General features: G+C 66.1%; 21 protein-coding genes and 1 tRNA gene. 16 read left to right on the top strand and 6 right to left on the bottom strand.

What is annotated here, in order from left to right; translation table 11 throughout:
* Nucleotides 1-40: 40 nt before the first annotated feature.
* From C0V78_RS14415 to C0V78_RS14405, 3 genes are all read left to right on the top strand, one after another.
* Complete coding sequence (locus C0V78_RS14415; RefSeq protein ID WP_173843462.1) at nucleotides 41-1,294, top strand: aspartate kinase; 1,254 nt, start codon at nucleotides 41-43, stop codon at nucleotides 1,292-1,294.
* A gap of 341 nt (nucleotides 1,295-1,635) precedes the next feature.
* Complete coding sequence (locus C0V78_RS14410; RefSeq protein WP_101798675.1) at nucleotides 1,636-2,616, top strand: nitronate monooxygenase family protein; 981 nt, start codon at nucleotides 1,636-1,638, stop codon at nucleotides 2,614-2,616.
* 5 nt (nucleotides 2,617-2,621) lie between these two features.
* Nucleotides 2,622-3,020, top strand: coding sequence for a VOC family protein (locus tag C0V78_RS14405; RefSeq protein ID WP_158241574.1), 399 nt, complete (start codon nucleotides 2,622-2,624; stop codon nucleotides 3,018-3,020).
* Here the strand turns inward: C0V78_RS14405 and C0V78_RS14400 are convergent.
* Nucleotides 3,005-3,535: a beta-lactamase hydrolase domain-containing protein gene (locus C0V78_RS14400; protein ID WP_254049966.1), complete on the bottom strand. Its 531-nt coding sequence runs from the start codon at nucleotides 3,533-3,535 to the stop codon at nucleotides 3,005-3,007. The two genes, C0V78_RS14405 and C0V78_RS14400, sit on opposite strands and share 16 nt — an antisense overlap.
* Here C0V78_RS14400 and C0V78_RS14395 point away from each other — a divergent pair.
* The 5 genes from C0V78_RS14395 to C0V78_RS14375 all read left to right on the top strand — a co-directional run bounded on the left by C0V78_RS14395 (nucleotide 3,534) and on the right by C0V78_RS14375 (nucleotide 8,518).
* Nucleotides 3,534-4,394, top strand: a complete 861-nt coding sequence (locus tag C0V78_RS14395) for a dienelactone hydrolase family protein (RefSeq protein ID WP_101798599.1) — start codon at nucleotides 3,534-3,536, stop codon at nucleotides 4,392-4,394. The genes C0V78_RS14400 and C0V78_RS14395 overlap by 2 nt on opposite strands.
* Before the next feature lie 92 nt (nucleotides 4,395-4,486).
* Nucleotides 4,487-5,410 (top strand): SPFH domain-containing protein, encoded by a 924-nt coding sequence (locus tag C0V78_RS14390; protein WP_101798673.1) that lies wholly within the window; start codon nucleotides 4,487-4,489, stop codon nucleotides 5,408-5,410.
* Entirely contained in the window at nucleotides 5,410-5,856 is a 447-nt protein-coding gene (locus tag C0V78_RS14385; RefSeq protein ID WP_101798598.1) for an NfeD family protein, read from the top strand. Before C0V78_RS14390 ends, C0V78_RS14385 begins: the two co-directional genes overlap by 1 nt.
* A gap of 41 nt (nucleotides 5,857-5,897) precedes the next feature.
* On the top strand, nucleotides 5,898-6,314 hold the full coding sequence (gene msrB / locus C0V78_RS14380; RefSeq protein WP_101798597.1) for a peptide-methionine (R)-S-oxide reductase MsrB: 417 nt from the start codon (nucleotides 5,898-5,900) through the stop codon (nucleotides 6,312-6,314).
* A gap of 113 nt (nucleotides 6,315-6,427) precedes the next feature.
* A complete protein-coding gene (locus tag C0V78_RS14375; RefSeq protein ID WP_101798596.1) occupies nucleotides 6,428-8,518 on the top strand; it encodes a transglycosylase domain-containing protein in 2,091 nt (696 codons plus the stop codon).
* Nucleotides 8,519-8,585: 67 nt separating this feature from the next.
* Here the strand turns inward: C0V78_RS14375 and C0V78_RS14370 are convergent, their stop codons facing one another.
* From C0V78_RS14370 to hflK, 3 genes are all read right to left on the bottom strand, one after another.
* The gene (locus C0V78_RS14370) at nucleotides 8,586-10,109 is read right to left on the bottom strand and encodes a Do family serine endopeptidase (RefSeq protein ID WP_173843460.1); all 1,524 of its coding nucleotides are present in this window, start codon (nucleotides 10,107-10,109) and stop codon (nucleotides 8,586-8,588) included.
* 109 nt (nucleotides 10,110-10,218) lie between these two features.
* Entirely contained in the window at nucleotides 10,219-11,070 is an 852-nt protein-coding gene (hflC, locus tag C0V78_RS14365; protein ID WP_101798595.1) for a protease modulator HflC, read from the bottom strand.
* Nucleotides 11,070-12,236 (bottom strand): protease modulator HflK, encoded by a 1,167-nt coding sequence (gene hflK / locus C0V78_RS14360; RefSeq protein WP_254049965.1) that lies wholly within the window; start codon nucleotides 12,234-12,236, stop codon nucleotides 11,070-11,072. The genes hflC and hflK overlap by 1 nt, the downstream gene beginning before the upstream one ends.
* Nucleotides 12,237-12,546: 310 nt before the next feature.
* On the opposite strand from hflK, the gene C0V78_RS14355 reads away from it, so the two are divergent.
* Genes C0V78_RS14355 through hemH form a run of 3 tightly spaced genes read left to right on the top strand, consistent with a single transcriptional unit; the run spans nucleotide 12,547 to nucleotide 16,594 of the window.
* Nucleotides 12,547-13,311, top strand: a complete 765-nt coding sequence (locus C0V78_RS14355; protein ID WP_216822202.1) for an Mrp/NBP35 family ATP-binding protein — start codon at nucleotides 12,547-12,549, stop codon at nucleotides 13,309-13,311.
* Complete coding sequence (locus tag C0V78_RS14350; RefSeq protein ID WP_101798593.1) at nucleotides 13,311-15,584, top strand: molybdopterin cofactor-binding domain-containing protein; 2,274 nt, start codon at nucleotides 13,311-13,313, stop codon at nucleotides 15,582-15,584. The genes C0V78_RS14355 and C0V78_RS14350 overlap by 1 nt, the downstream gene beginning before the upstream one ends.
* Nucleotides 15,581-16,594 carry a ferrochelatase gene (hemH, locus tag C0V78_RS14345; protein ID WP_101798592.1) on the top strand — a complete coding sequence of 338 codons (1,014 nt, stop codon included), beginning with the start codon at nucleotides 15,581-15,583 and terminating at the stop codon, nucleotides 16,592-16,594. Before C0V78_RS14350 ends, hemH begins: the two co-directional genes overlap by 4 nt.
* Here hemH and C0V78_RS14340 read toward each other — a convergent pair.
* Nucleotides 16,591-16,761, bottom strand: a complete 171-nt coding sequence (locus C0V78_RS14340) for a DUF1674 domain-containing protein (RefSeq protein WP_101798591.1) — start codon at nucleotides 16,759-16,761, stop codon at nucleotides 16,591-16,593. The two genes, hemH and C0V78_RS14340, sit on opposite strands and share 4 nt — an antisense overlap.
* Before the next feature lie 54 nt (nucleotides 16,762-16,815).
* Here C0V78_RS14340 and C0V78_RS14335 point away from each other — a divergent pair, with 54 nt between their 5' ends.
* Complete coding sequence (locus C0V78_RS14335; protein WP_101798590.1) at nucleotides 16,816-18,048, top strand: RsmB/NOP family class I SAM-dependent RNA methyltransferase; 1,233 nt, start codon at nucleotides 16,816-16,818, stop codon at nucleotides 18,046-18,048.
* On the opposite strand, the gene msrA is transcribed toward C0V78_RS14335, so the two are convergent.
* Nucleotides 18,045-18,572 (bottom strand): peptide-methionine (S)-S-oxide reductase MsrA, encoded by a 528-nt coding sequence (gene msrA / locus C0V78_RS14330; protein WP_101798670.1) that lies wholly within the window; start codon nucleotides 18,570-18,572, stop codon nucleotides 18,045-18,047. The two genes, C0V78_RS14335 and msrA, sit on opposite strands and share 4 nt — an antisense overlap.
* 115 nt (nucleotides 18,573-18,687) lie before the next feature.
* On the opposite strand from msrA, the gene C0V78_RS14325 reads away from it, so the two are divergent.
* The 4 genes from C0V78_RS14325 to C0V78_RS14310 all read left to right on the top strand — a co-directional run bounded on the left by C0V78_RS14325 (nucleotide 18,688) and on the right by C0V78_RS14310 (nucleotide 21,033).
* Nucleotides 18,688-19,539: a class I SAM-dependent methyltransferase gene (locus C0V78_RS14325; RefSeq protein ID WP_101798589.1), complete on the top strand. Its 852-nt coding sequence runs from the start codon at nucleotides 18,688-18,690 to the stop codon at nucleotides 19,537-19,539.
* 48 nt (nucleotides 19,540-19,587) lie between these two features.
* Nucleotides 19,588-20,439 carry an N-carbamoylputrescine amidase gene (aguB, locus tag C0V78_RS14320; protein WP_101798588.1) on the top strand — a complete coding sequence of 284 codons (852 nt, stop codon included), beginning with the start codon at nucleotides 19,588-19,590 and terminating at the stop codon, nucleotides 20,437-20,439.
* A gap of 9 nt (nucleotides 20,440-20,448) precedes the next feature.
* Nucleotides 20,449-20,940, top strand: a complete 492-nt coding sequence (folK, locus tag C0V78_RS14315; RefSeq protein ID WP_101798587.1) for a 2-amino-4-hydroxy-6-hydroxymethyldihydropteridine diphosphokinase — start codon at nucleotides 20,449-20,451, stop codon at nucleotides 20,938-20,940.
* A 17-nt stretch (nucleotides 20,941-20,957) separates the two neighbouring features.
* Nucleotides 20,958-21,033 (top strand) — tRNA-Lys (locus C0V78_RS14310).
* The last annotated feature ends 164 nt before the right edge of the window (nucleotides 21,034-21,197 follow it).

The following is a 21,197-nucleotide window of genomic DNA, read 5'->3' as shown; positions in this document are numbered from 1 at the left end:
CAGTGGTTTTCGAAGGAGCCGTATCTTGGCCCGCATCGTGATGAAATTCGGCGGCACGTCCATGGCCGGTACGGAGCGCATCCGCCGCGTGGCGCGGATTGTCCAGCGCCAGCAGGCGGCGGGGCATGAAGTGGCCGTGGTCGTTTCGGCCATGTCGGGCGAGACTGACCGGCTGGTGAACTTTTGCCGCGAGGCTAACCCGCTTTACGATCCCGCCGAGTATGACGTTGTCGTCGCCAGCGGCGAACAGGTCACAGCGGGCCTTCTCGCCATGCACCTGCAGGCGCTGGGCGCGAAATCGCGCTCGTGGCTTGGCTGGCAGCTGCCGGTGCGTACCGACGATGCCCATTCGAAGGCTCGCATCGAAAGCATCGACAGCGATGAACTGCTCGCCTCGATGGCGTCTGGCGAAATCGCGGTGATCCCCGGCTTCCAGGGGCTGACGGCAGGCAACCGCGTGACCACGCTGGGCCGCGGCGGTTCCGATACCTCGGCCGTGGCGGTTGCGGCCGCGATCGGTGCTGATCGCTGCGACATCTACACCGATGTCGACGGTGTCTACACCACCGACCCGCGCATCGTCGCCAAGGCGCGCAAGCTGAAGTACGTGACCTACGAGGAAATGCTCGAGCTGGCCTCGGTCGGCTCGAAGGTGCTGCAGACCCGCTCGGTCAGCCTCGCCATGAAGGAAAAGGTGCGCGTGCAGGTGCTGTCGAGCTTCATCGACGATGATGCCCCCGCCGCCGATACCATCCCGGGAACCATGATCGTCTCGGACGACGAACTGGAAGGACTTGAAATGGAACGCCAGCTGATCACCGGCATCGCTGCCGACAAGAACGAAGCCAAGATCACGCTTACCCGCATTGCCGACCGTCCCGGCGCGGTCGCTGCCATTTTCAGCCCGCTTGCGGCGGCGAACATCAATGTCGACATGATCATCCAGAACGTCGCCAAGGACAAGGGCGAGACCGACGTGACCTTCACCGTGCCGGGCGCAGACCTTGCCCGCACGCAGGCCCTGCTGGAAGCGCAGAAGGAAGCCATCGGCTATTACCGCCTGATCGCCGACAGCAAGGTGGCGAAGATCTCGGTCGTCGGCGTCGGCATGAAGAGCCACGCGGGCGTTGCTTCCACCATGTTCCGCAGCCTTGCGGATCGCGGCATCAACATCCAGGCGATCTCAACCAGCGAGATCAAGGTTTCGGTGCTGATCGACGAGGACGAAACCGAACTGGCCGTCCGCGTGCTGCACACCGCCTATGGCCTCGATTCGGCTGACGAAGCGGCCTGATCCTGCCGGAAAAGAAATAACCCCGCCCATGGGGGGCCATGGGCGGGGGCGACCCGACGGGCCCGGGCTTTTCGCCCGTGGCTTCGGAACAACCCCGCTGAACCACGGATCGGTGCCGGCCGCACCGCCTTTGCGTTGACCCGTGCGGTCAGGGGGACGGATTCCCTTTTTCTTCCGCCCGCACCTCCGCTCCGGATTGACGCTAGGGAAAGCAGGGGTTTCAGCGCAAAGGCACTGCGCCGGCAGACGCTCGGGGCTAGGCGCGGGGCGATTGCTTGCCTATAGGCGCGCGACGACCGATTTCGGGGGGACTTCACGTGTACGACAAGACCCATGCGCTGATGCAGCGCGGCATCGAATTCCTGGGCAGCGAGCACGCGATCCTTTGCGGGGCCATGTCGTGGGTTTCGGAACGCAATCTCGTTTCCGCAATCAGCAATGCCGGCGGTTTCGGCGTGATCGCCTGCGGCGCGATGACGCCCGAACTGCTCGATGCCGAGATTGCCGCGACCAAGGCGCTGACCGGCAAGCCCTTCGGCGTGAACCTCATCACCATGCATCCCGGCCTGTTCGACCTGATCGGCGTCTGCGCGAAGCACAAGGTCGGCCATGTCGTGCTTGCCGGCGGCATTCCGCCCAAGGGCTCGGTCGAGGCGATCAAGGCTTTCGGAGCCAAGGTGCTGGTGTTCGCGCCTACGCTGGCGCTGGCCAAGAAGCTGCTGCGTTCGGGTGCTGACGCGCTGGTGATCGAAGGCAGCGAGGCGGGCGGCCATATCGGCCCGGTAGCCACCTCGGTCCTCGCGCAGGAATTCCTGCCGGCATTGGCGGAAGACCATGTCGTCTTCGTCGCCGGGGGCATCGGCCGGGGCGACATGATGGCAAGCTACCTGGAGATGGGCGCCAGCGGCGTGCAGCTTGGCACCCGCTTTGCCTGCGCGACGGAATCGATCGCCCATCCCGATTTCAAGAAGGCCTTCTTCCGCGCCAATGCCCGCGATGCGGTCGCCTCGGTGCAGGTGGACCCGCGCCTGCCGGTGATCCCGGTCCGCGCGCTCAAGAATAAGGGCACCGAGGAATTCACCGCCAAGCAGGTCGAGGTCGCCAAGCTGCTCGATGAAGGCAAGATCGAGATGGGCGAAGCGCAGTTGCAGATCGAGCACTTCTGGGCCGGTGCCCTGCGCCGCGCAGTGATCGATGGCGATGTCGAAAACGGCTCCTTGATGGCGGGCCAGTCGGTCGGCATGGTGACCGCGGAAGAACCCGTTGCCGAGATCATCGCCACGCTGATGGGCGAATGCGAGGCAGCGCTCAGCCGGAGGTAAGCGCCATGGCGGTCAAAGGGCTCGATCACGTCAACATCCTGACCGAGGACCTGGCCGCCACCATTGCCTTCTACGATGGGGCCCTGGGCATGAAGGCGGGCCGCTCCCCGGCGGAGCAGCATGGCTATCAGGGCACCTGGCTTTACGACGAAACCGGGCATCCCGGCGTCCACGTCGTCGTAAAGGGCACGCTGGCGAACTATGGCACTGACCATCGCGTGGGAGAGCCCACTGGCGCCGTCCACCATGTCGCCTTCCGGTGCGAAGGCTTTCGCGAGGCGCAGGACCGGATCGCCGCGCTGGGCATGACCATGCGGGTCAACGACGGGATCGCCGGGCTGCGGCAGATCATGTTGACCGACCCTAACGGGATCACGATCGAGCTGAACTACCCCGCCGGCTGATCGGCATTCCCGGCAATGAACCGCGCCCAGGCCTCCGCGCCGGGATAGTCGGTGATTTCGGGCTGCCACTGCTGCGCCATCAGCACCCGCGCCGCGCCTTCATCCATGCCCCTTATCTCGCGGTGCCAGCGATAGAAGCAGGCGGAAACGCGCCAGTTGAGGATGCAATGGACGTGCAGCGGACGCGGGGTGGTGGCCAGCGCATCGCAGAAGGCGGCGAAATGCTCGTTCCGCGGCGCATCAAACGGAATCGGGATGTGGGTATGGCCGATGCCGTGCGCGGCAAGGCGCTCTGCCGCATCGGGCATGACCTGCGGATGATCCGGCATGGCAAGGTTGATCACGTGTCGCACGCCCAGCGCGGCAAGCGCCGCGACGCCTGCCGGCTCGATATGGCCCGAGGTGGTTATCGTGTCCGACAGGCGCTGCCAGCAGGCAATGTGATCGGGATCGGCTTGCATGTCTGCCCGGTTATCATAAGTTACGCGCGAAACCATCGGGAGACTTGCTGCCATGTGCGATGACTTCACCCTCGAAGCGGAACAGGCCGCCCTTTCGCGGCGGGCCTTCGGACTGGCGAGCGGCGCTGCGGTGGTCGCCGCAGGCAGCGGTGGTGCCGCCGCGTTCGCCAAGGGCAAGGCGCTGGCCGAGGCGAAGGTCATGGTGCCCACGGCCGACGGTTCTTGCGATTGCCTGTTCGTCCACCCGGCGAAGGGCAGGCATCCCGGGGTGATCTTCTGGCCGGACATCGGCGGCGCGCGCGAGGCGAAATATGCCATGGCGCGGCAGCTCGCGGCGCACGGATATGCGGTGCTGGTGGTCAACCAGTACTACCGCGCAGGCAAGGCCCCGGTGTTGAACAGCTTTTCCGAATGGCGCACGCCCGAAGGGCAGGCAAAGCTCAAGCCGATGATCGCCACGGTAACTCCCGAAGGCGTTGCCCGCGATGCCAAGGCATTCGTCGCCTGGCTTGACCGGCAAAAAGCGGTGAACCCCAGGCGCGGCATCGGCAGCCAGGGCTATTGCATGGGTGGCCCGTTCACCGTCCGCACCGCCGCCGCCGCCCCCGATCGCGTGCGCGCAGCCGCTTCGTTCCATGGCGGCGGGCTGGTGGGCGACAAGCCGGACAGTCCCAGCCAGCTGCTCAAGAGCACCAAGGCAGGCTACCTCTTCGCCATCGCCCGCAATGACGATGCCCGCGCGCCGGGGGAAAAGGACGCGCTGAAGGCTGCAGCCGCCGCAGCCCGAGTCGAGGCGGAGATCGAAGTCTATGGCGGCGACCACGGCTGGACCGTGCCGGACTCCCCCGTCTACAACAAGGCAGAGGCCGATCGCGCCTTTGCCCGGCTGCTGGCGCTTTACGCCCGGCTCTGACCGGCACCACTGCGCCTAGGGGTTTTTCCGATTCCGCTTGCGAGTGGCGCCTGCTGCGATAGCATGGCGTTTCAAGGCAATAGGAGGGTATGATGGGCGAAACGCTGCTGGCGCTGGTGGTACTGGTGGTGCTGTTCCTGCTGATGGGCGTTCGCGTCGTGCGGCAGGGCTATGTCTATACCATCGAGCGACTTGGCCGATACACCCTCGCCGCCCAGCCGGGTCTGCATGTGATCGTGCCCTTCGTCGATCGCGTTGGCCACAAGGTCAACATGATGGAGCAGGTGCTGGACATTCCGGGGCAGGAGATCATCACCAAGGACAACGCCATGGTCGGCGTCGATGCCGTGGTGTTCTTCCAGGTGCTCGATGCCGGCAAGGCAGCCTACGAGGTGGCGAACCTCTACGTCGCGATCATGCAGCTGACGACCACCAACCTGCGCACCGTGATGGGCTCGATGGACCTCGATGAAACGCTGTCCAAGCGCGACGAGATCAATGCCAAGCTGCTTGCGGTGGTCGATCATGCGACCTCGCCCTGGGGGGTGAAGATCACCCGCGTGGAGATCAAGGACATCCGCCCGCCGGCTGATATCTCCAATGCCATGGCCCGCCAGATGAAGGCCGAGCGCGAAAAGCGCGCCCAGATCCTTGAGGCCGAGGGCCTGCGCGCTGCCGAAATCCTGCGCGCCGAGGGCGAAAAGCAGAGCCAGATCCTCTCCGCCGAGGGCCGCAAGGAAGCCGCATTCCGCGATGCCGAAGCGCGCGAGCGCGAGGCAGAGGCCGAGGCGAAGGCCACCCTCATGGTCTCGGAAGCCGTCGCCAAGTCCGGCACCCAGGCGCTCAACTACTTCATCGCGCAGAAATATACCGACGCGGTCAGCCAGTTCGCCACTTCGCCCAACGCCAAGACCATCCTGTTCCCTGTGGAGGCGACGCAACTGATCGGCTCGGTCGGCGGCATCGGCGAACTGGTCAAGGATGCGCTGGGCAAGGGCGATGGAGGCCGCGCCTGATGGACTGGCTCAACAGCCTTGACCCGCGCTGGACCTGGCTCGCGCTGGGCCTGCTGCTTGCCGCCGCCGAAATTGCCGCGCCCGGCTTCTTCCTGATCTGGCTGGCGGCAGCTGCCGTCGGCACCGGACTGCTGGCATGGCTCGTGCCGATCCCGGTTGGCATGCAGGTGCTGCTCTTTGCCGTGCTGGCATTCGTGCTGGTGATGGCCGCCCGGCGCTGGTTGCGGACCAACCAGGTCGAAGGCGCGGACCCGGCGATGAACGATCGCGGCGCACGCCTGCTCGGCGATACGGTGCTGGTCACCCATGCCATTGACGGCGGCACCGGCCGGGTCAGGCATGGCGACACCGAATGGCTCGCCAAGGGCCCCGATGCCCCCCCGGGCACACGGATGCGCGTGGCCGGGCATGATGGCACCGTGCTGGTTGTCGAACACTTGCACTGATCCCATATTGCGCGCTCGGGCAGCAGGACATGGAGTGCGCAATGACGGAAAAGCTCAACCTCAGCGAAGCCGAATGGCGCGAAAAGCTGACCCCGGAACAGTATCACGTCCTTCGCGAGGCCGGGACGGAACGGGCCTTCACCGGCAAGTACGAAAGCAACAAGCAGTCCGGCCTTTACAAGTGCTCCGGTTGCGGTGCGCCGCTGTTCTCCAGCGAGACGAAGTACAATTCCGGCTCGGGCTGGCCGAGCTACACCGCCCCGGTCGCAGGCGATGCGGTGGAAGAACACCGCGACGGCTCGCACGGCATGGTTCGCACCGAAGTGCGCTGCGCCCGCTGCGAAGGCCATCTTGGCCATGTCTTTCCCGATGGTCCGCTACAGGCAGGCGGCCTGCGCTATTGCATCAATTCCGCCTCGCTCGATTTCGAACCGCAAGCGCCGGGCGGAGCGGCCTGAGCGACCAATATTCGCCGGTCCTGCAATTTGGCATTAACTATCTCTACCGATCTGCTTAGTATGCGCAGCGGGGACGGGCGACCGGTTCGCCGAAGAGAGGGTTGACGCATTCCATGGCACGCAACGCCACCAGGCAACGGATCGGTTCGCAGGGAGAGCCACCGCCCCCCGTGCGGGTGAAGAAGAAGCGCGGCTGGTTCCGCAAGCTGGTGATCTGGGGTGTCGCACTGTCCCTGCTTGGCGCGATCTTCCTTGGCGTGGCCGTGGCGGTCACCATGCAGTCGGTCCCCACTTACGAAGAGCTGAAGCGCAGCCAGAGTGGGCAGACCATCCTGGTCCGCGCGCGCGACGGTACCGAACTGTTCAACATGGGCCCCAGCTATGGCAAATGGGTGCCGATCAAGGACCTGCCCAAGGTCATGCCGCAGGCGATGACATCGGTAGAGGACCGGCGTTTCTACAGCCATATCGGCATCGATCCGCTGGGCCTGATCCGCGCCGCCTTCGTGTCCGTGACCAGCGGCAAGTCTATGCGGGCGACCTCCACGATCACTCAGCAGCTGGCGCGCAACCTGTTCCTCAACAACAGCCGCACGCTGACCCGCAAGGTCAACGAAGCGGTCTGGGCCATGGCGCTGGAGGCCCGGTTCTCCAAGGAACAGATCCTCGAGCTCTATCTCAACAAGGTCTATTTCGGCGGCGGCGCCTATGGCGTCGATGCCGCCAGCCGCAAGTTCTTCGGCCATCCGGCGAGCGAGATCACCCTGCCCGAGGCGGCGATCATTGCCGGACTGGTCAAGGCGCCGTCACACTATTCGCCCACCGCCGATGCCAAGGCTGCGACCGACCGCGCGCAAGTGGTGCTGCAGACCATGGTCGATAACGAAGTGCTGACCCCGTCAGAGATGGCGGCGGTGGACATGTCGAAGGTGGTTTTCGCGCCCGAGGGCGGCACCAATTCGGTGCGCTATTTCACCGATTGGGCCCTGCCGCAGCTTGACCTGCTGGTGCCGGAAAACACCGAACCGGTCGAAGTGTGGACCACGCTGGATACCGGCATGCAGGAAGCCGCGACCAAGGCCGTGGTGGCGAACGTTCCCAAGGGGGCGCAGGGGGCGCTGGTCTCTATGGACCGCGACGGGGCGATCCTCGCCATGGTCGGCGGTACGGACTATGTCAGCTCGAACTATAACCGCGCAACGCTGGCCGTGCGCCAGCCGGGATCGGCCTTCAAGCTGTTCGTCTATCTTGCCGCGCTGGAAGCCGGGTACAAGCCCGATGATGCCGTGGTCGATGAACCGGTGACGATCGAAGGGTGGAGCCCGCGCAATTCGGGCGGCACCTTCGCCGGACAGATCGACGTTCGCACCGCCTTTGCCTATTCCAAGAACACGGTTGCCGCGCAGCTGGGCAACGAAGTGGGCTTCGGCGCCATCGCCGGGGTCGCGCGCCGCTTTGGCATCACCACGCCGGTCAATACCATGCCCTCGATGGTGCTGGGCTCATCCGACGTCCGCGTGATTGACCTGACCCGCGCCTTTGCCACCGTTTCCGCCAAGGGCGTGCCGGTGGAACCCTATGGCATCAGCAAGGTCGTGACCACCGACGGGCGCATGCTTTACCAGCGTTCCGCCCCGGGGACCCAACCGATCGTGCCGCAATACGTGATCGCCGGCATCACCGACCTGCTGCAGACCGCCGTGAACATCGGCACGGGCAAGGCGGCGCAGATCGGGCGGCCCGTGGCGGGCAAGACCGGCACGACCAGTTCCAACAAGGACGGCTGGTTCCTGGGCTTTTCCAGCGGCATCACCACCGGCGTGTGGATGGGCCGCGACGATGCCAAGCCGGTCCCCGGGCTGCAGGGCGGCACGGCCCCGGCGCGCGCCTTTGCGCAGTTCATGAAATATGCCGTCGCCAAGCGCCCGGTCGAAAAGTTCGATACCGAGCTGAAGCTTCCCGCCTGGCAGCTCGAGCCGGATGACGAGGTCATCATGGCCGATCCCAACGACTATTCCTTCGTCGATGAGCAGGGCAACCTGATCGAGCCGCAGGAAGGCCAGAAGCCGCGTCCGGGCGATCCGGCGGGCCGACCGGAGGACCTGGGCCTGCCGCCGCGCGCCGCCGAGGATGATTTCCTCAACGAGGCAACCGGCCGCGAAGCTCCCAAGGTGCGGCGCGGTTCGCAGCCGCAGGCCAACTGACCGCTTGGCTCCAATGAAAAACCCCTCCCGCTGGGGGAGGGGTTTTCGTTTTCCCTGAAGGCCCGCGTCAGCGCAGGCGGATGGGGATATAGGCTGCCGGCTGGCCGCGGCGCTGGATGCGCAGCAGCAGGGCCGAGCGGTTGGCGGCCTTTGCTTCCTTGATCGCTGCTTCCAGTCCGCTCAGCGTCGTGACCGCGCGGTAATTCGCGGAAAGCACGATATCGCCGCGCTGCAGGCCCTTCGATGCGGCATCGGATGAACCGTCAACAGCGGTGATGACCACGCCCTGCGTGCCCGGCGCCGCGCCAAGCTGGTTGGCGATCTGCGGCGTCAGCGGGATGGCCGAGAAGCCAAGCGCCTTCTCGATCGCGCCGTCGCCCTGCTTTTCCGGATCGCGGTTGAACGGGTTGTCGTCGGGATCGCCCTGGTTGCCGAAGTTCTGCTGGGCAAGCTCCTCGTCGGTCGGGCGCTTGCCGACGGTGACCGTCACCGTCATGCGCTTGCCTTCGCGGATCAGGTCCAGCGGAATGCGGGTGCCCGGATTGGTATTGGCGACGATGAAGCTGAGCGTCTGCTCCGGCGTCACGTCCTTGCCGTTGACCTTCAGCACGATATCGCCCGGCTGCATGCCGGCTGCGGCCGCGCCGCCACCCGGCTGCACGCCCTGGATGATCTCGCCGCGCTTGCGGGACAGGCCGAGCGAATCCGCCACGTCATCGGTGACCGGTGCGATCTGGACGCCCAGGTAGCCGCGTTCGATGGCAACGCCGCGGATCAGCTTTTCGACGATGGGCTGGGCGGTTTCCGCCGGGATGGCGAAGCCGATGCCCACCGATCCGCCCGTGGGTGAGAAGATGGCGTTGTTGATGCCGATGACCTGGCCCTTCATGTCGAACATCGGGCCGCCCGAATTGCCGCGGTTGATCGAGGCGTCGGTCTGCAGGTAGCGGTCATAGGCGCCGCCCGCGCCGGTGTTGCGATAGACGGCGGAAATGATGCCGGCGGTAACCGTGCCGCCGAGGCCAAAGGGGTTGCCGATGGCGATCACCCAGTCACCCACGCGGGCGTTCCGGCTGTCGCCGAACTTGACGAAGGGCAAGGGCCGCTTCGATTCAATCTTCAGCACGGCAAGGTCGGACTGCGCGTCCTTGCCGATCAGCTTGGCCGGAAATTCGGTGCCGTCAGGCATGGTCACGGTAATCGATTCCACCGTGCTGCCGCGGCCTTCGGCGCTGATTACGTGATTGTTGGTGACGACATAGCCGTCGGCCGAGATGATGAAGCCCGATCCCAGCGACTGCGCCTCGCGCGTTTGCGGGCCCTGTCCGCCGAACAGGTCGCCAAACGGGGTTCCGGCGAAGGGGTTGGTCTGCACGCGCACGCGCTGGCGGGTGGAGATGTTCACCACCGCCGGCTGGAGCTGCTGCGTCAGGTCCGCAAAGCTGCCGGGCGCGCCCGCGCGCGGCACGATCTGGCCCATGTGCTGGGCATCGTTCTGGGCCACCTGCGCCCCGGCCGGAACGCCGGTCGCCAGCGAAATCGCGGCACCGCCAAGGAGCAGCGCCGTAGTCACTCCATAAGCATATTTCACGGGCTTCACGTCCTATGGTTTCCTTTGTCTCTCGTTTTCGTCCCCGATGGCGGATTCACGCCGTGGAGGATGAACGAAGATTGAATGGCAAGGTTGCTGACTGCGATTGTCACCTTCCCTTGAACTGGCGCAGGTAATCGCTGTCGGGCGAGAGGATGATGGTGGAGCGACCCGGGTTCTTCTGGTTGGAGAAGGTTGCGTCATAGCTCTGCATGGCGCGCCAGAAATCGTAGAACTGGGCGTCCTTGCCGAACGAGTTGGCATAGATCTGCGCCGATTGTGCCTGGGCATCGGCGCGGATCAGCTGCGCGTTCTTCTGGCCTTCGGCGATGATCGTGGCCGCTTCCTGGTCCTTTGCCGCCGTCATGCGGGCAAAGGCGCTGTCCAGCGGTGTGCCGGCGGGCAGGTCGGCGCTCTTGATCCGCACGTCGATCACCTGCGCGCCGTATTCGCGTGCCTGCTTGTCGAGGTTGTTGCGGATGTTGACCATCGCCTGGCCGCGTTCGGCCGTCAGCAGCGACTGGAACGTGCGCTTGCCCAGTTCCTGCCGCAGGACCGATGAAAAGATCGGCTGCAGGGCCGATACGACACGATCGGACGAGCCGGCCGAGCGCACCATGCGCGCCGGATCGATGATGCGGAAGCGGGCATAGGCATCGACCTCAAGCGGCTGCTGGTCGATCGAGAGGACCTGCTGCCGCTCCATCGGCACGGTCAGCATCCGCTTGTCGATGCGGACCATGGTTTCCATGATCGGGATGCGCCAGGTGAGGCCCGCACCGGTGTTGCCGAAATCGTCACCCGGGCGGAAGCGGTTGATCACGCGCTGCGGTTCGCCCAGCCGCATGACTACGGCCTGCTGGGTTTCCGGAACGACGACCAGCGTGGAAAAGGCAAGCACGACGAGCGCCCCGATGGCTACCAGCGCACTCTTCTGCTCTTCGAACAGGCGGTTCAGCATCACTGGCCTCCCTGCGGCTGGGCCTGCTGCTGGGCGCGGCGCACCTCGGGCAGCGGAAGGTAGGGAGTGACCCCGCCGGATTCGACGATCACCTTGTCGTTGTTGGAAAGCACGCGTTCCATGGTCTCGTAATAGAGGCGGCGGCGGGTGACCTCGGGGGCGAGCTTGTACTGTTCGTATACCTTGTCGAACTCGGCCGCGTTACCCTGCGCCTGGTTGATTACCTGCTGCGCCCACTGGCGTGCGCTGGTCACTTCCTGCTGGGCGTTCTGCTGCGCGGCGGTGACGCGCTGGAAGGCCTCGATCACCTTTTGCGGAGCGTCGGTCTTCTTGATTTCGACACCGAGGATGCGGATGCCCGAGCGGTACGCGTCGAGGATTTCCTGCATCCGCACGCGCACCTGGTTTTCCACCGACTGGCGGCCCGAACCGCCCATCGCGTCCTTCAGCGGCACTTCGGCCACGGCGGCGCGCATCGCGGCTTCTGCCACTTCGCGCACGGTATCGTTCGGGTTGTCGAGCTGGAACTTGTAGAGCTTCAGGTCCTTGATGTTCCAGCGCACGAGATAGGAGATATCGACGAGGTTCTGGTCGCTCGTCAGCATCAGCTTTTCATCCTCGCCGGCGGGGATCGAATCGTTGCGGACCGAGGTAACCTCTTCGACCATCATCGTTTCGATCGGCCAGGGCAGTGTCATCGAGACGCCGGGGCCAACGGTGCGGCTGTACTTGCCCAGCGTGGTGACGATGCCCTGCTGCTTGGAATCGAGCATGTGGGTGGTCGACCATAGCAGCCAGACGGCGACCGCGCCGATGGCGATGGGCTTGGCCCACGACTTGCCATCCGGGCGCGGTGGCAGCTTGGGAAAGCCGAAGCCTCCCCCACCGCCGCCGGGGCCGCCGCCGCCCTTGGGCGGGCGCAGGATGTCCTCGATCGAGGCGGAGCGGCGCGGGCCTTCATCGCCCGCGGGCGGCAGCCAGGGATTGCGCGGCCCCTTGGGCGGTTCGGAGGAGCCGGCAGGGGGTGAATCGGGAGAATCGCCGGAACCGCCCTGCGGCGGCGTTCCTTCGCCATCTCCCCCACCCGAAGGGCCGGAGCCCCAGGGCGACTTGCGCCCGGCCATGGCAAGCCGGGCCCCTGCGATCGCGTCGCTGATGATCTTCATGCCGTCCGTTATAGGAAGCAGTTTGCGAATTAACAGGGGCCTAGAGCGGATTTTACCGGCGCGAATTGCCTGCTAGGGCGCGCAGGCAAATCAGCGAGGTTCGAAAGTGACAGACAACAGCGGCGACAATCTCAAGGCCCACCTGCCGCAGGCACTGCAATCGCGGGTCAGCGCGCTGCGCCTGGCCGATGGCGTGGCGACGCTGGTGCTCGACGTGGCCGGTCTCGATGCCATCGAGCGCGAGCGCAGCGAGGAAGCCGCGCGCGAGGCGCTGGGCAAGGTCGCCGGCGTCAACGAGGTGCGCGTGGCGATGACGGCGGACAAGCCACAGCGCCGCATCATAGCGGTCGGTTCCGGCAAGGGAGGGGTGGGCAAGTCCACGCTTTCCGCCAACCTTGCCGTTGCGCTGGCGCGGCTGGGCCGAAAGGTGGGGCTGGTCGATGCCGATATCTACGGCCCTTCGCAGCCGCGCCTGCTGCAGACCGAGGGGGTGAAGCCCAAGGCCCGCAATGACAAGCTGGTGCCTGTGGAAAGTCCCTTCGGCCTTGGCGTCCTGTCCATGGGCAACCTCGTCGAGGCAGACCGCGCGATTGCCTGGCGCGGTCCGATGGCCAGTGGCGCGCTGGGCCAGCTGATCGATGCCGACTGGGGTGATGCCGAAATCATCGTGGTAGACCTGCCGCCGGGCACGGGCGACGTGCAGCTGACCATGTTGCAGCGGCACAAGCCCGCCGGGGCGGTGATCGTCTCCACCCCGCAGGACCTGGCGCTGATCGACGCCACCCGTGCCATGCAGCTGTTCCATCAGGCCGGGGTGCCGGTGATCGGCGTCGTCGAGAACATGGCCGGCTATGTTTGCCCCCATTGCGGAGAGGTTTCCGATCCCTTCGGCTCGGGCGGGGCAGAGGCAGAGGCCGGGCGGCGCGGCGAAAGCTTCCTTGGCCGGGTGCCGCTGACGCTCAAGATCCGGGAAGACAGCGATGCCGGCAAGCCCCCCGCAGCCGGGGACAGTCCGGAAGGGCAGGCCTTCCTTGCCATTGCCAGACGCGTCCTGACATGGCTTGATAACCAGTAATGGTTTCACGGCGGGGCATTCTGGCAGGGGCGGCCATCGGCGGCGGGCTGATGGTGGCCTATGCCCTGATCCCGCGCAGCTTTCCGCTGCCGCTGGAACCGCGCGATGGCGAATGGGCCTTTGGCGCCTGGCTGAAGATCGGCAAGGACGGCTTGGTTTCCGTCGCGGTGCCGCAACTGGAAATGGGGCAGGGCATCACCACCCTGCTGCCGCAGATCGCGGCGATGGAACTGGGGGCGGACTGGCGCCAGGTGGCCGTCGAACCCGCACCGCCCAGCGGCGCCTATGCCAATGTCCCGCTGGCGGCAAAGTGGGCGGACCTGTGGATGCCTGCCCTGGCCGGCATGGCCAAGGGTGAGGATCCGGCGATTGCCCGCAACTTTGCCGAGCGCAACCGCTTCAACGTGACCGCCGAGGGCACCAGCATCGCTGCCTATGAACAGCCGCTGCGGGTGGCCGCCGCCGCCGCGCGCGAAATGCTGGCCCGGGTCGCTGCCGATCGCTGGGATATCGACCCGACCGAGTGCAAGGTGGAGGGCGGCTTCGTTACCCATGGCAAGCAGCGGTTCGGTTTCGGGCAGCTTGCCGAGGAAGCAGCAAGCCTCGATCCGCCGTCGGCCCCCGTCCTCCGCGGGGAAGCGCCAAACGAAAAGGGCGCCGGGCGAGCACTCGGCACGCCAAACCGCTATCCGCGTCTCGACGGGCCCAGCAAGGTCATGGGATCGGCCAACTTCGCCGGGGACGTGCGCCTGCCAGACATGGTCCACGCGGCCGTTGCCCACGGGCCGGTCGGCGATACGCGGCTGGTCGGCTATAGCGAAAAGCGGATCGAAGGGCTTTCGGGCGATATCCGGCTGGTCAGGGGCGATGGCTGGCTGGCCGCCGTTGCGAGCAACTGGTGGGCGGCAAACCGTGCGCTGGAAGTGCTCAGCCCCCAGTTCGCCACGCGCAACGGGGTTGAAAGCGACCAGACCTACACCGCCCTCGACAAGGCGGTGAAGAAGGCACCGACGGAGCGCATTTTGACCGAAGGCGATCCCGATGGAGCGATCGGCGGCAAGCCGACCGTCATCGCCCGCTACGACGTGTCTCCGGCGCTGCACGGCACGCTGGAAACCGCCAGCTGCACCGCGCGGCTGCGCGATGGCACCTGCGAGCTGTGGCTGGCGACCCAGGCCCCGCAATCCGCGCGCGAGGCGGTGGCAGAAGCGCTGGGAATCAATGCCAAGGACGTAATTCTCTACCCGGTGCCGGCAGGCGGCAGCTTCGATGCCCGGCTCGACCATCGCCATGCCGTACAGGCAGCACTGGTGGCAAAGGAGGTTGGCAAGCCGGTGCAGCTCACCTGGTCGCGCTGGCAGGAGCACCTTGCCGCCCTGCCGCGCACGCCGGCTGCGGCCGTGCTGTGGGCAAGGCTTGCCGAACCGGGCGGGCAGGTGCTGGGCTGGAAGACCCGCATTGCGGTTCCGGCCACCGGGGCCGCTTTCGGCAGGCGGCTGTTCGAAGGCGAAAACGCAATGGCAGCCATGCGCGCCAGCGATGGCGAGGCCGATCCCATGGCGGTGGAAGGGGCGGTGCCGCCCTATGGCCTCGGTAATTTCTCGCTCGATCACGTGGCTGTCGTCACCGGGCTTCCCGCCGGCAGGATGCGCGGGCAGGCTCATGGCTATACTGCCTTCTTCACCGAATGCTTCATTGACGAGCTGGCCCATGCTGCCAAGCGCGAGCCGCTTTCCTATCGCATGGAAATGCTGGGGGATGACCCGCGCCTTGCCGCCTGCCTGCTGCGCGTTTCCTCGCTGGCCAACTGGAACGGTGGCAACGACGCCAGCGGACAGGGACTGGCCTGCCATCGCATCGGCAGCGCCGAAGCGGGCGGGCGCATCGCGGTGATCGTCACTGCCCGGCGCGATGCCGAAGGTGGCGTGCTGGTGGACCGCATTTCCGCGGCCGTGGACATCGGGCGCGTCATCAACCGCGATATCGCCAGGCAGCAGCTTGAGGGCGGGCTGATCTACGGCCTGGGCCTCGCCGCCGGATCGAGCACCAGCTATGCCGAGGGCGTGCCCTATGTCGGCAAGCTCTCCGGCCTTGGCCTGCCCCTTCTGGCCCAGACACCCGCCATCGAGATCGACCTGCTCGACAGTACCGCCCCGCCTGCCGATCCCGGCGAGCTGGGTGTCGCCGCGATTGCTCCTGCCATCGCCAATGCCCTGTTCTCGGCCACCGGTTTCCGGTTCCGCCGCCTGCCACTTCTGGAGTATGCCGAATGATCCGCCCCGAAGGCCATCCCCCCGTCAAGACCAAGGGTGTTGGCGTGCTGCTGATCAACCTCGGCACCCCCGATGCGCCCACGCCCGCCGCAGTAAAGCGTTATCTTGGTGAATTCCTGATGGACCCGCGCGTGGTTGAAATCCCGCGCATTATCTGGTGGCCGATCCTCAACGGCATCATCCTCAACACCCGTCCGAAAATGTCCGCCCATGCCTATAGCCAGGTCTGGACCGATGCCGGCTCACCGCTGGCTGCGATCACCAAGGCGCAGGCGGAGGCCTTGCAGGTTCGGATGGGGGAGGGTGTGCAGGTCGATTGGGCCATGCGCTATGGCAACCCCTCGGTCGCCTCGCGCATCCAGGCCCTGAAGGACCAGGGCTGCGACCGCATTCTCATTGCGCCGATGTACCCGCAGTATTCCGGTGCCACCACGGCGAGCGCGATGGACGCGGTGGGCGCGGCGCTCAAGGCGATGCGCTGGCAACCCGCCATCCGCACCCTGCCACCCTATTATGACGATCCGCTCCACATCGCCGCGCTGGCGCAGGACACCGCGCGTCAGCTTGCCGCCCTGTCGTTTCGCCCGGAAGTGCTGCTGCTTTCGTTCCACGGCATGCCCGAGCGCACGCTGCACCTTGGCGATCCCTATCACTGCCAGTGCCGCAAGACCGCCCGCCTGCTGGCCGAGGCGCTGGCGAAGGACTGGGGCGATGTTCGGTTCGAAGTCACCTTCCAGTCGCGCTTTGGCAAGGCCAAGTGGCTTGAGCCGGCGACCGATGCGGTGATCGCGGCAGAGGCGCAGAAAGGCACGAAGCGCCTTGCCATCGCCGCGCCGGGCTTTTCCGCCGATTGCCTTGAAACCATCGAGGAGCTGGGCATCCGCGGGCGCGAGGATTTCCTTGAAGCAGGCGGCACCGATTTCGCGACGCTGGAATGCCTCAATGCCGGAGAACCCGGCATGGCCATGCTGGAAGCGCTGGTGCGCCGCGAACTGGCCGGCTGGGCCTAGAAGTCGATCGCGATGCCGTCTTTCACCCAGTCGCCATAGCGGGTGGGGGAAAGGCCATCGGGCTCCTCGCCCTGCTGCCGGGCCTTGTCGGGCTTCGGCGCGGGATCGTTGGTCCAGTGGGTGGGCTTGACGAAGCCCTTCGGGCGTTGGGTGGCGCGTTGGGTCATGCGACGCATATGGTCCCGCTGGCGGCGGGATGCAATCGCGGCTAGGGCCACGCCATGTCAGATGTTCCCGGCCTTCCCGCCCGCCGCGCCGCGCTCAAGCTCCTCGATGCCGTGCTGCGCCGGGGCGAAACGCTTGAGCAGGCGGCGCACAATGCCTGCCAGGGGATCGTCGGCGGGCCGGACCGGGCCCTGGCTATCGCGCTGGCGAGCGAAGCGCTGCGCTGGCTGACCGATCTCGACGCCCTGATTGACAGCGCCACGCGGGATGTCCTGCCGGAAGATGCCAAGCCGCGTTCGGTGCTTCGGCTGATGCTGGCAGGCTGGCTGCGGCTCGATACGCCGCCGCACGCCGTGATCGCCACGGGCCTGCCCCTGCTGGCCGGCGGGCCGCGCCGCTTGGCGCACGGTGTCTTTTCCACCCTGTCGAAGCGCAGCGCGAGCCTGCCCGAAGTGCCCAGCTTGCCCCATGCCGTGGCCGGGCGCTGGGGCGATCGAGCGCCTGCCATCGCCGCCGGGCTTGCCCTGCCGCCGCCGCTCGACCTGGCCTTGCGCGATGCGGGATCGACCCTCGACTGGGCGGAATGGCTCGGCGGCGTTTCGCTCATGCCGGGCCATGTCCGCCTTTCGCGGGGCGAGGCGGTGGAAAATCTCGCTGGCTATGATGAAGGCGCCTGGTGGGTGCAGGATCTTGCCGCCAGCCTGCCCGCGCGCCTGCTGGGGCCGGGCGAGGGGCGCACCGTGCTCGATCTCTGCGCCGCGCCGGGCGGCAAGACGCTGCAACTGGCGGCAGCCGGCTGGCGGGTAACCGCGCTCGACGTCAGCGCCAAGCGGCTTGAGCGGTTGCAGGCCAACCTGTCCCGCACCGGGCTGCAGGCAGAGGTGGTCACCGCCGATGCCCTGAAATGGCAGCCCGAGGCGCAGTTCGATGCCGTGCTGATCGATGCGCCGTGCACGGCCACCGGTACTTGCCGCCGCCATCCCGATGTCCTGCACCGTGTGGGGCAGAGGCAGATGGCGGAAATGGCGGAATTGCAGAACGCCATGCTCCACCGCGCCGCCGACTGGATCAAGCCGGGCGGGTCGCTGGTCTATGCCGTATGCTCGCTCGAAGCGCAGGAGGGCGAGGCGCAGGTGGCCGCGCTTGACCTCGCTGTCGATCCCGTGCGGCCAGAGGAACTGCCCACAGGCATCGCGCCCACTGCCGAAGGCTGGGTGCGAACCGATCCGGGGATGCTGGCCGATGCGGGCGGACTTGACGGATTCTTCATCGCCCGTTTCCGGGCCTAGTCCTTCAATTTCTCGGAAAAGCCCTTCTGCAGCTTTGCCAGCTTCGGCGGAATGACCGCCAGGCAATAGGGATTGCGCTGGCCTTCGCCCTGCCAGTATTCCTGATGATAGTCTTCCGCCGGGAACCACTCGGCGGGCCCTTCGATGGTCGTCACGGCGATCTTGTCGTGTGCGGCATTCCAGCGGGTGATGGCATCCTCGGCTTCGGCGTGCTGCACCTCGTCAAGCGGGAACAGCGCCGAGCGATACTGCGTGCCGACATCGTTGCCCTGGCGGTTGAGCTGCGTCGGATCGTGCGTTGCCATGTGAATGTCGAGCAGGTCGGCATAGCTGACGACCTCGGGGTCGAAGGCAATGCGGATCGCCTCGGCATGGCCGGTCGTGCCGGTGCAGACCTGCTTGTAGGTCGGATTGGGCACCGTGCCGCCGATATAGCCGCTCTCTACCGCGCTGACGCCGGCGATCGAGCGGAACACCGCCTCGGTGCACCAGAAGCAGCCACCTGCGAAAATTGCCTCGGCCATGGTCGTGCGTTCCTCCAATTGTTCTTTGCGCTCCAGATAGGCAGCGCTGCCCGGCTTGTCATCGTTGCGCGTGCAACTAATAAAGGCACATCCCCCCTCAAGGAGCATATTTTCCATGCGACGCACTCTCTTAGCCTTCTGCGCCCTTGCCCTTTCCGCCCCGCTTGCGGTTGCCACGGCAGAGCCGGCCGCCGCCAAGGCGAAGATCCCCGCCGACCAGGCGCTCGCCGTTGTCCTCGCCGATCCGCGCCGCGACGGCGACCGCATCCGCGACCAGTATCGCCACCCGGCCGAAACGCTGGCCTTCTTCAAGGTGAAGCCGGGCATGACCGTGGTGGACTACATGCCCTCCAGCGGCTGGTGGACGCGCGTGTTGGTTCCCTACCTTGGCGAAAAGGGCCGCTACATCGGCCTCAATCCCGATGTCCGCACCGCCAGCGATCCGATGAAGCGCATGTTCGCTGACCTTGGCAGCAAGTTCCCCGCGCAGGTAAACGGCTGGACCGGCGCCAGTGCCGACCGGATCGGGGCCTACAACACCGATACCCTGCCCGATGATCTCAAGGGCAAGGTCGATCGCGTGATGGTCATGCGCGAGATGCACAACCTTTGGCGGCAGAACCTTGTCCGGCGCGAACTGCTGGCCATCCGCGACCTGTTGAAGGACGATGGCCTGCTGGGCATCGAACAGCACCGCGCGCGGGCCAAGGCGGACTTCGGCTATGCCAGCGGCAACAACGGCTATCTGCGGGAAAAGGACGTGATCGCCCTTGTCGAAGCGCATGGCTTCGAACTGGTCGCCCGGAGCGAGCTTAACGCCAACCGCAAGGATCCGGCCAACCACAAGAACGGCGTATGGATGCTGCCGCCCAATTTCCGCGGCGTGACGGATGAAGCGGAAAAGGCGCGGCTCACCGCCATCGGCGAGAGCGACCGGATGACCCTGCTGTTCCGCAAGCGTCGCTGAGGTCCGCAAGCGCTGGCCCGCGCGCGCGGGCAATGCTAGGGCGGCGGCATGACCATGCTGACTGTCGCCGCCCTGCAACTGCCGCTCGGTTCCGATGACGAGGCCGAGAACATCGCCGCCGTTTCCTCGCTGGTCGAGCAGGCGGCGCAGGCCGGTGCGCAGGTGATCCTGCCGCCCGAACTGTTCTCGGGGCCCTATTTCTGCCGTGAAGAGGATGAAGCGCTGTTCGCGCTTGCCCGCCCGCTGGCGGATCATCCGTCGGTGATTGCCATGCAGGCGCTCGCCGCGCGCCTGAAGGTTGCCATCCCGACCAGTTTCTTCGAGCGCGACGGGCACCACTATTACAACACCATGGCAATGATCGGCCCAGACGGCGCGATCATGGGCACCTATCGCAAGAGCCACATTCCCGATGGCCCGGGCTATGAGGAAAAATACTATTTCCGCCCAGGCAACGATGGCTTCAAGGTGTGGGGCCTGTTCGGCGCGAAGATCGGCGTGGGCATCTGCTGGGACCAGTGGTATCCCGAAACCGCGCGTGTGCTTGCCCTGATGGGTGCCGAGGTGCTGTTCTATCCCACGGCCATCGGCTCGGAGCCCTATGACGCCGATCTCGATACCAGCCGCATGTGGCGCCGCGCCATGCAGGGCCACGCCGTATCCAACTGCATGCCGGTGGTTGCCGCCAACCGGATCGGCAACGAATGCGGCCAGAACTTCTACGGCCACTCCTTCATCGCCGATGAATGGGGCGATCTGGTGGAGCAGTTCGGTGCTGAGGAAACCGGCGTGCTCGTCCATCGGCTGGATCTCGCCCGCGCGGCAAGGCACCGGGCCGGCATGGGCTTCTTCCGCGATCGCCGCCCGCAGCTCTACGGGCGCATCGCGCAGGATATCTGAGCGCGGCGCTTGCTTCACCGCTATCTGATCGCGCTGGGATCGAACCGCCGCCACCCGTGCCATGGCGATCCCCGACGCGTGCTGGCCGCCGCCATTACGACGCTGGAACGCGATGGCTTGCGGCTTCTGGCCTGCTCACGCGCCATCGCCAGCGCACCATTAGGCCCGTCTCTGCGCCGCTATGCCAATGCCGCCATCCTGGTCGAAAGCGATCTGGGGCCGGAGGCCATGCTCGATTGCCTGCAAGACGTAGAACGCCGCTTCGGCCGCACGCGCAGGGGCCAGCGCTGGGGACCGCGGGTGCTCGATCTGGATATCGTCCTGTGGAGCGGCGGGACATGGGCCGTGCCGGGCCTGACCGTGCCGCATCCCGAATTCCGCAAGCGGGATTTCGTACTCCGCCCCGCGCTAGACGTGGCGGCGCACTGGCGCGATCCCATCACCGCACAATCGCTCCGCCAGCTCCACACCCGCTTGACCCGACCCCGTCCGCTCCCCTAGGGCGGCTCCAACGGTGAGGGCCCTTAGCTCAGTCGGTAGAGCAACTGACTTTTAATCAGTAGGTCGCTGGTTCGAACCCAGCAGGGCTCACCATCCAGTCCGCAAATTGCCGGGATCCCTTTTGCCGAGTGAGGCGGGGTGCAGTTCGCCTTGGGCATTGGGCGTGCGATTGCGAAGCGGATGTTCATTCGGGTTAACGCCGTTTATGTGGTTGCCATCGCCCGCCACAGAATGGACGTGATTTGCCCACTGCCGCC

Origin of the sequence: Novosphingobium sp. TH158 (assembly GCF_002855555.1) — a bacterium.
Classification (GTDB): Bacteria; Pseudomonadota; Alphaproteobacteria; order Sphingomonadales; family Sphingomonadaceae; genus Novosphingobium.
The sequence above is the reverse complement of the archived record's forward strand: the minus strand, read 5'-3'. Positions and strand labels throughout refer to the sequence as shown.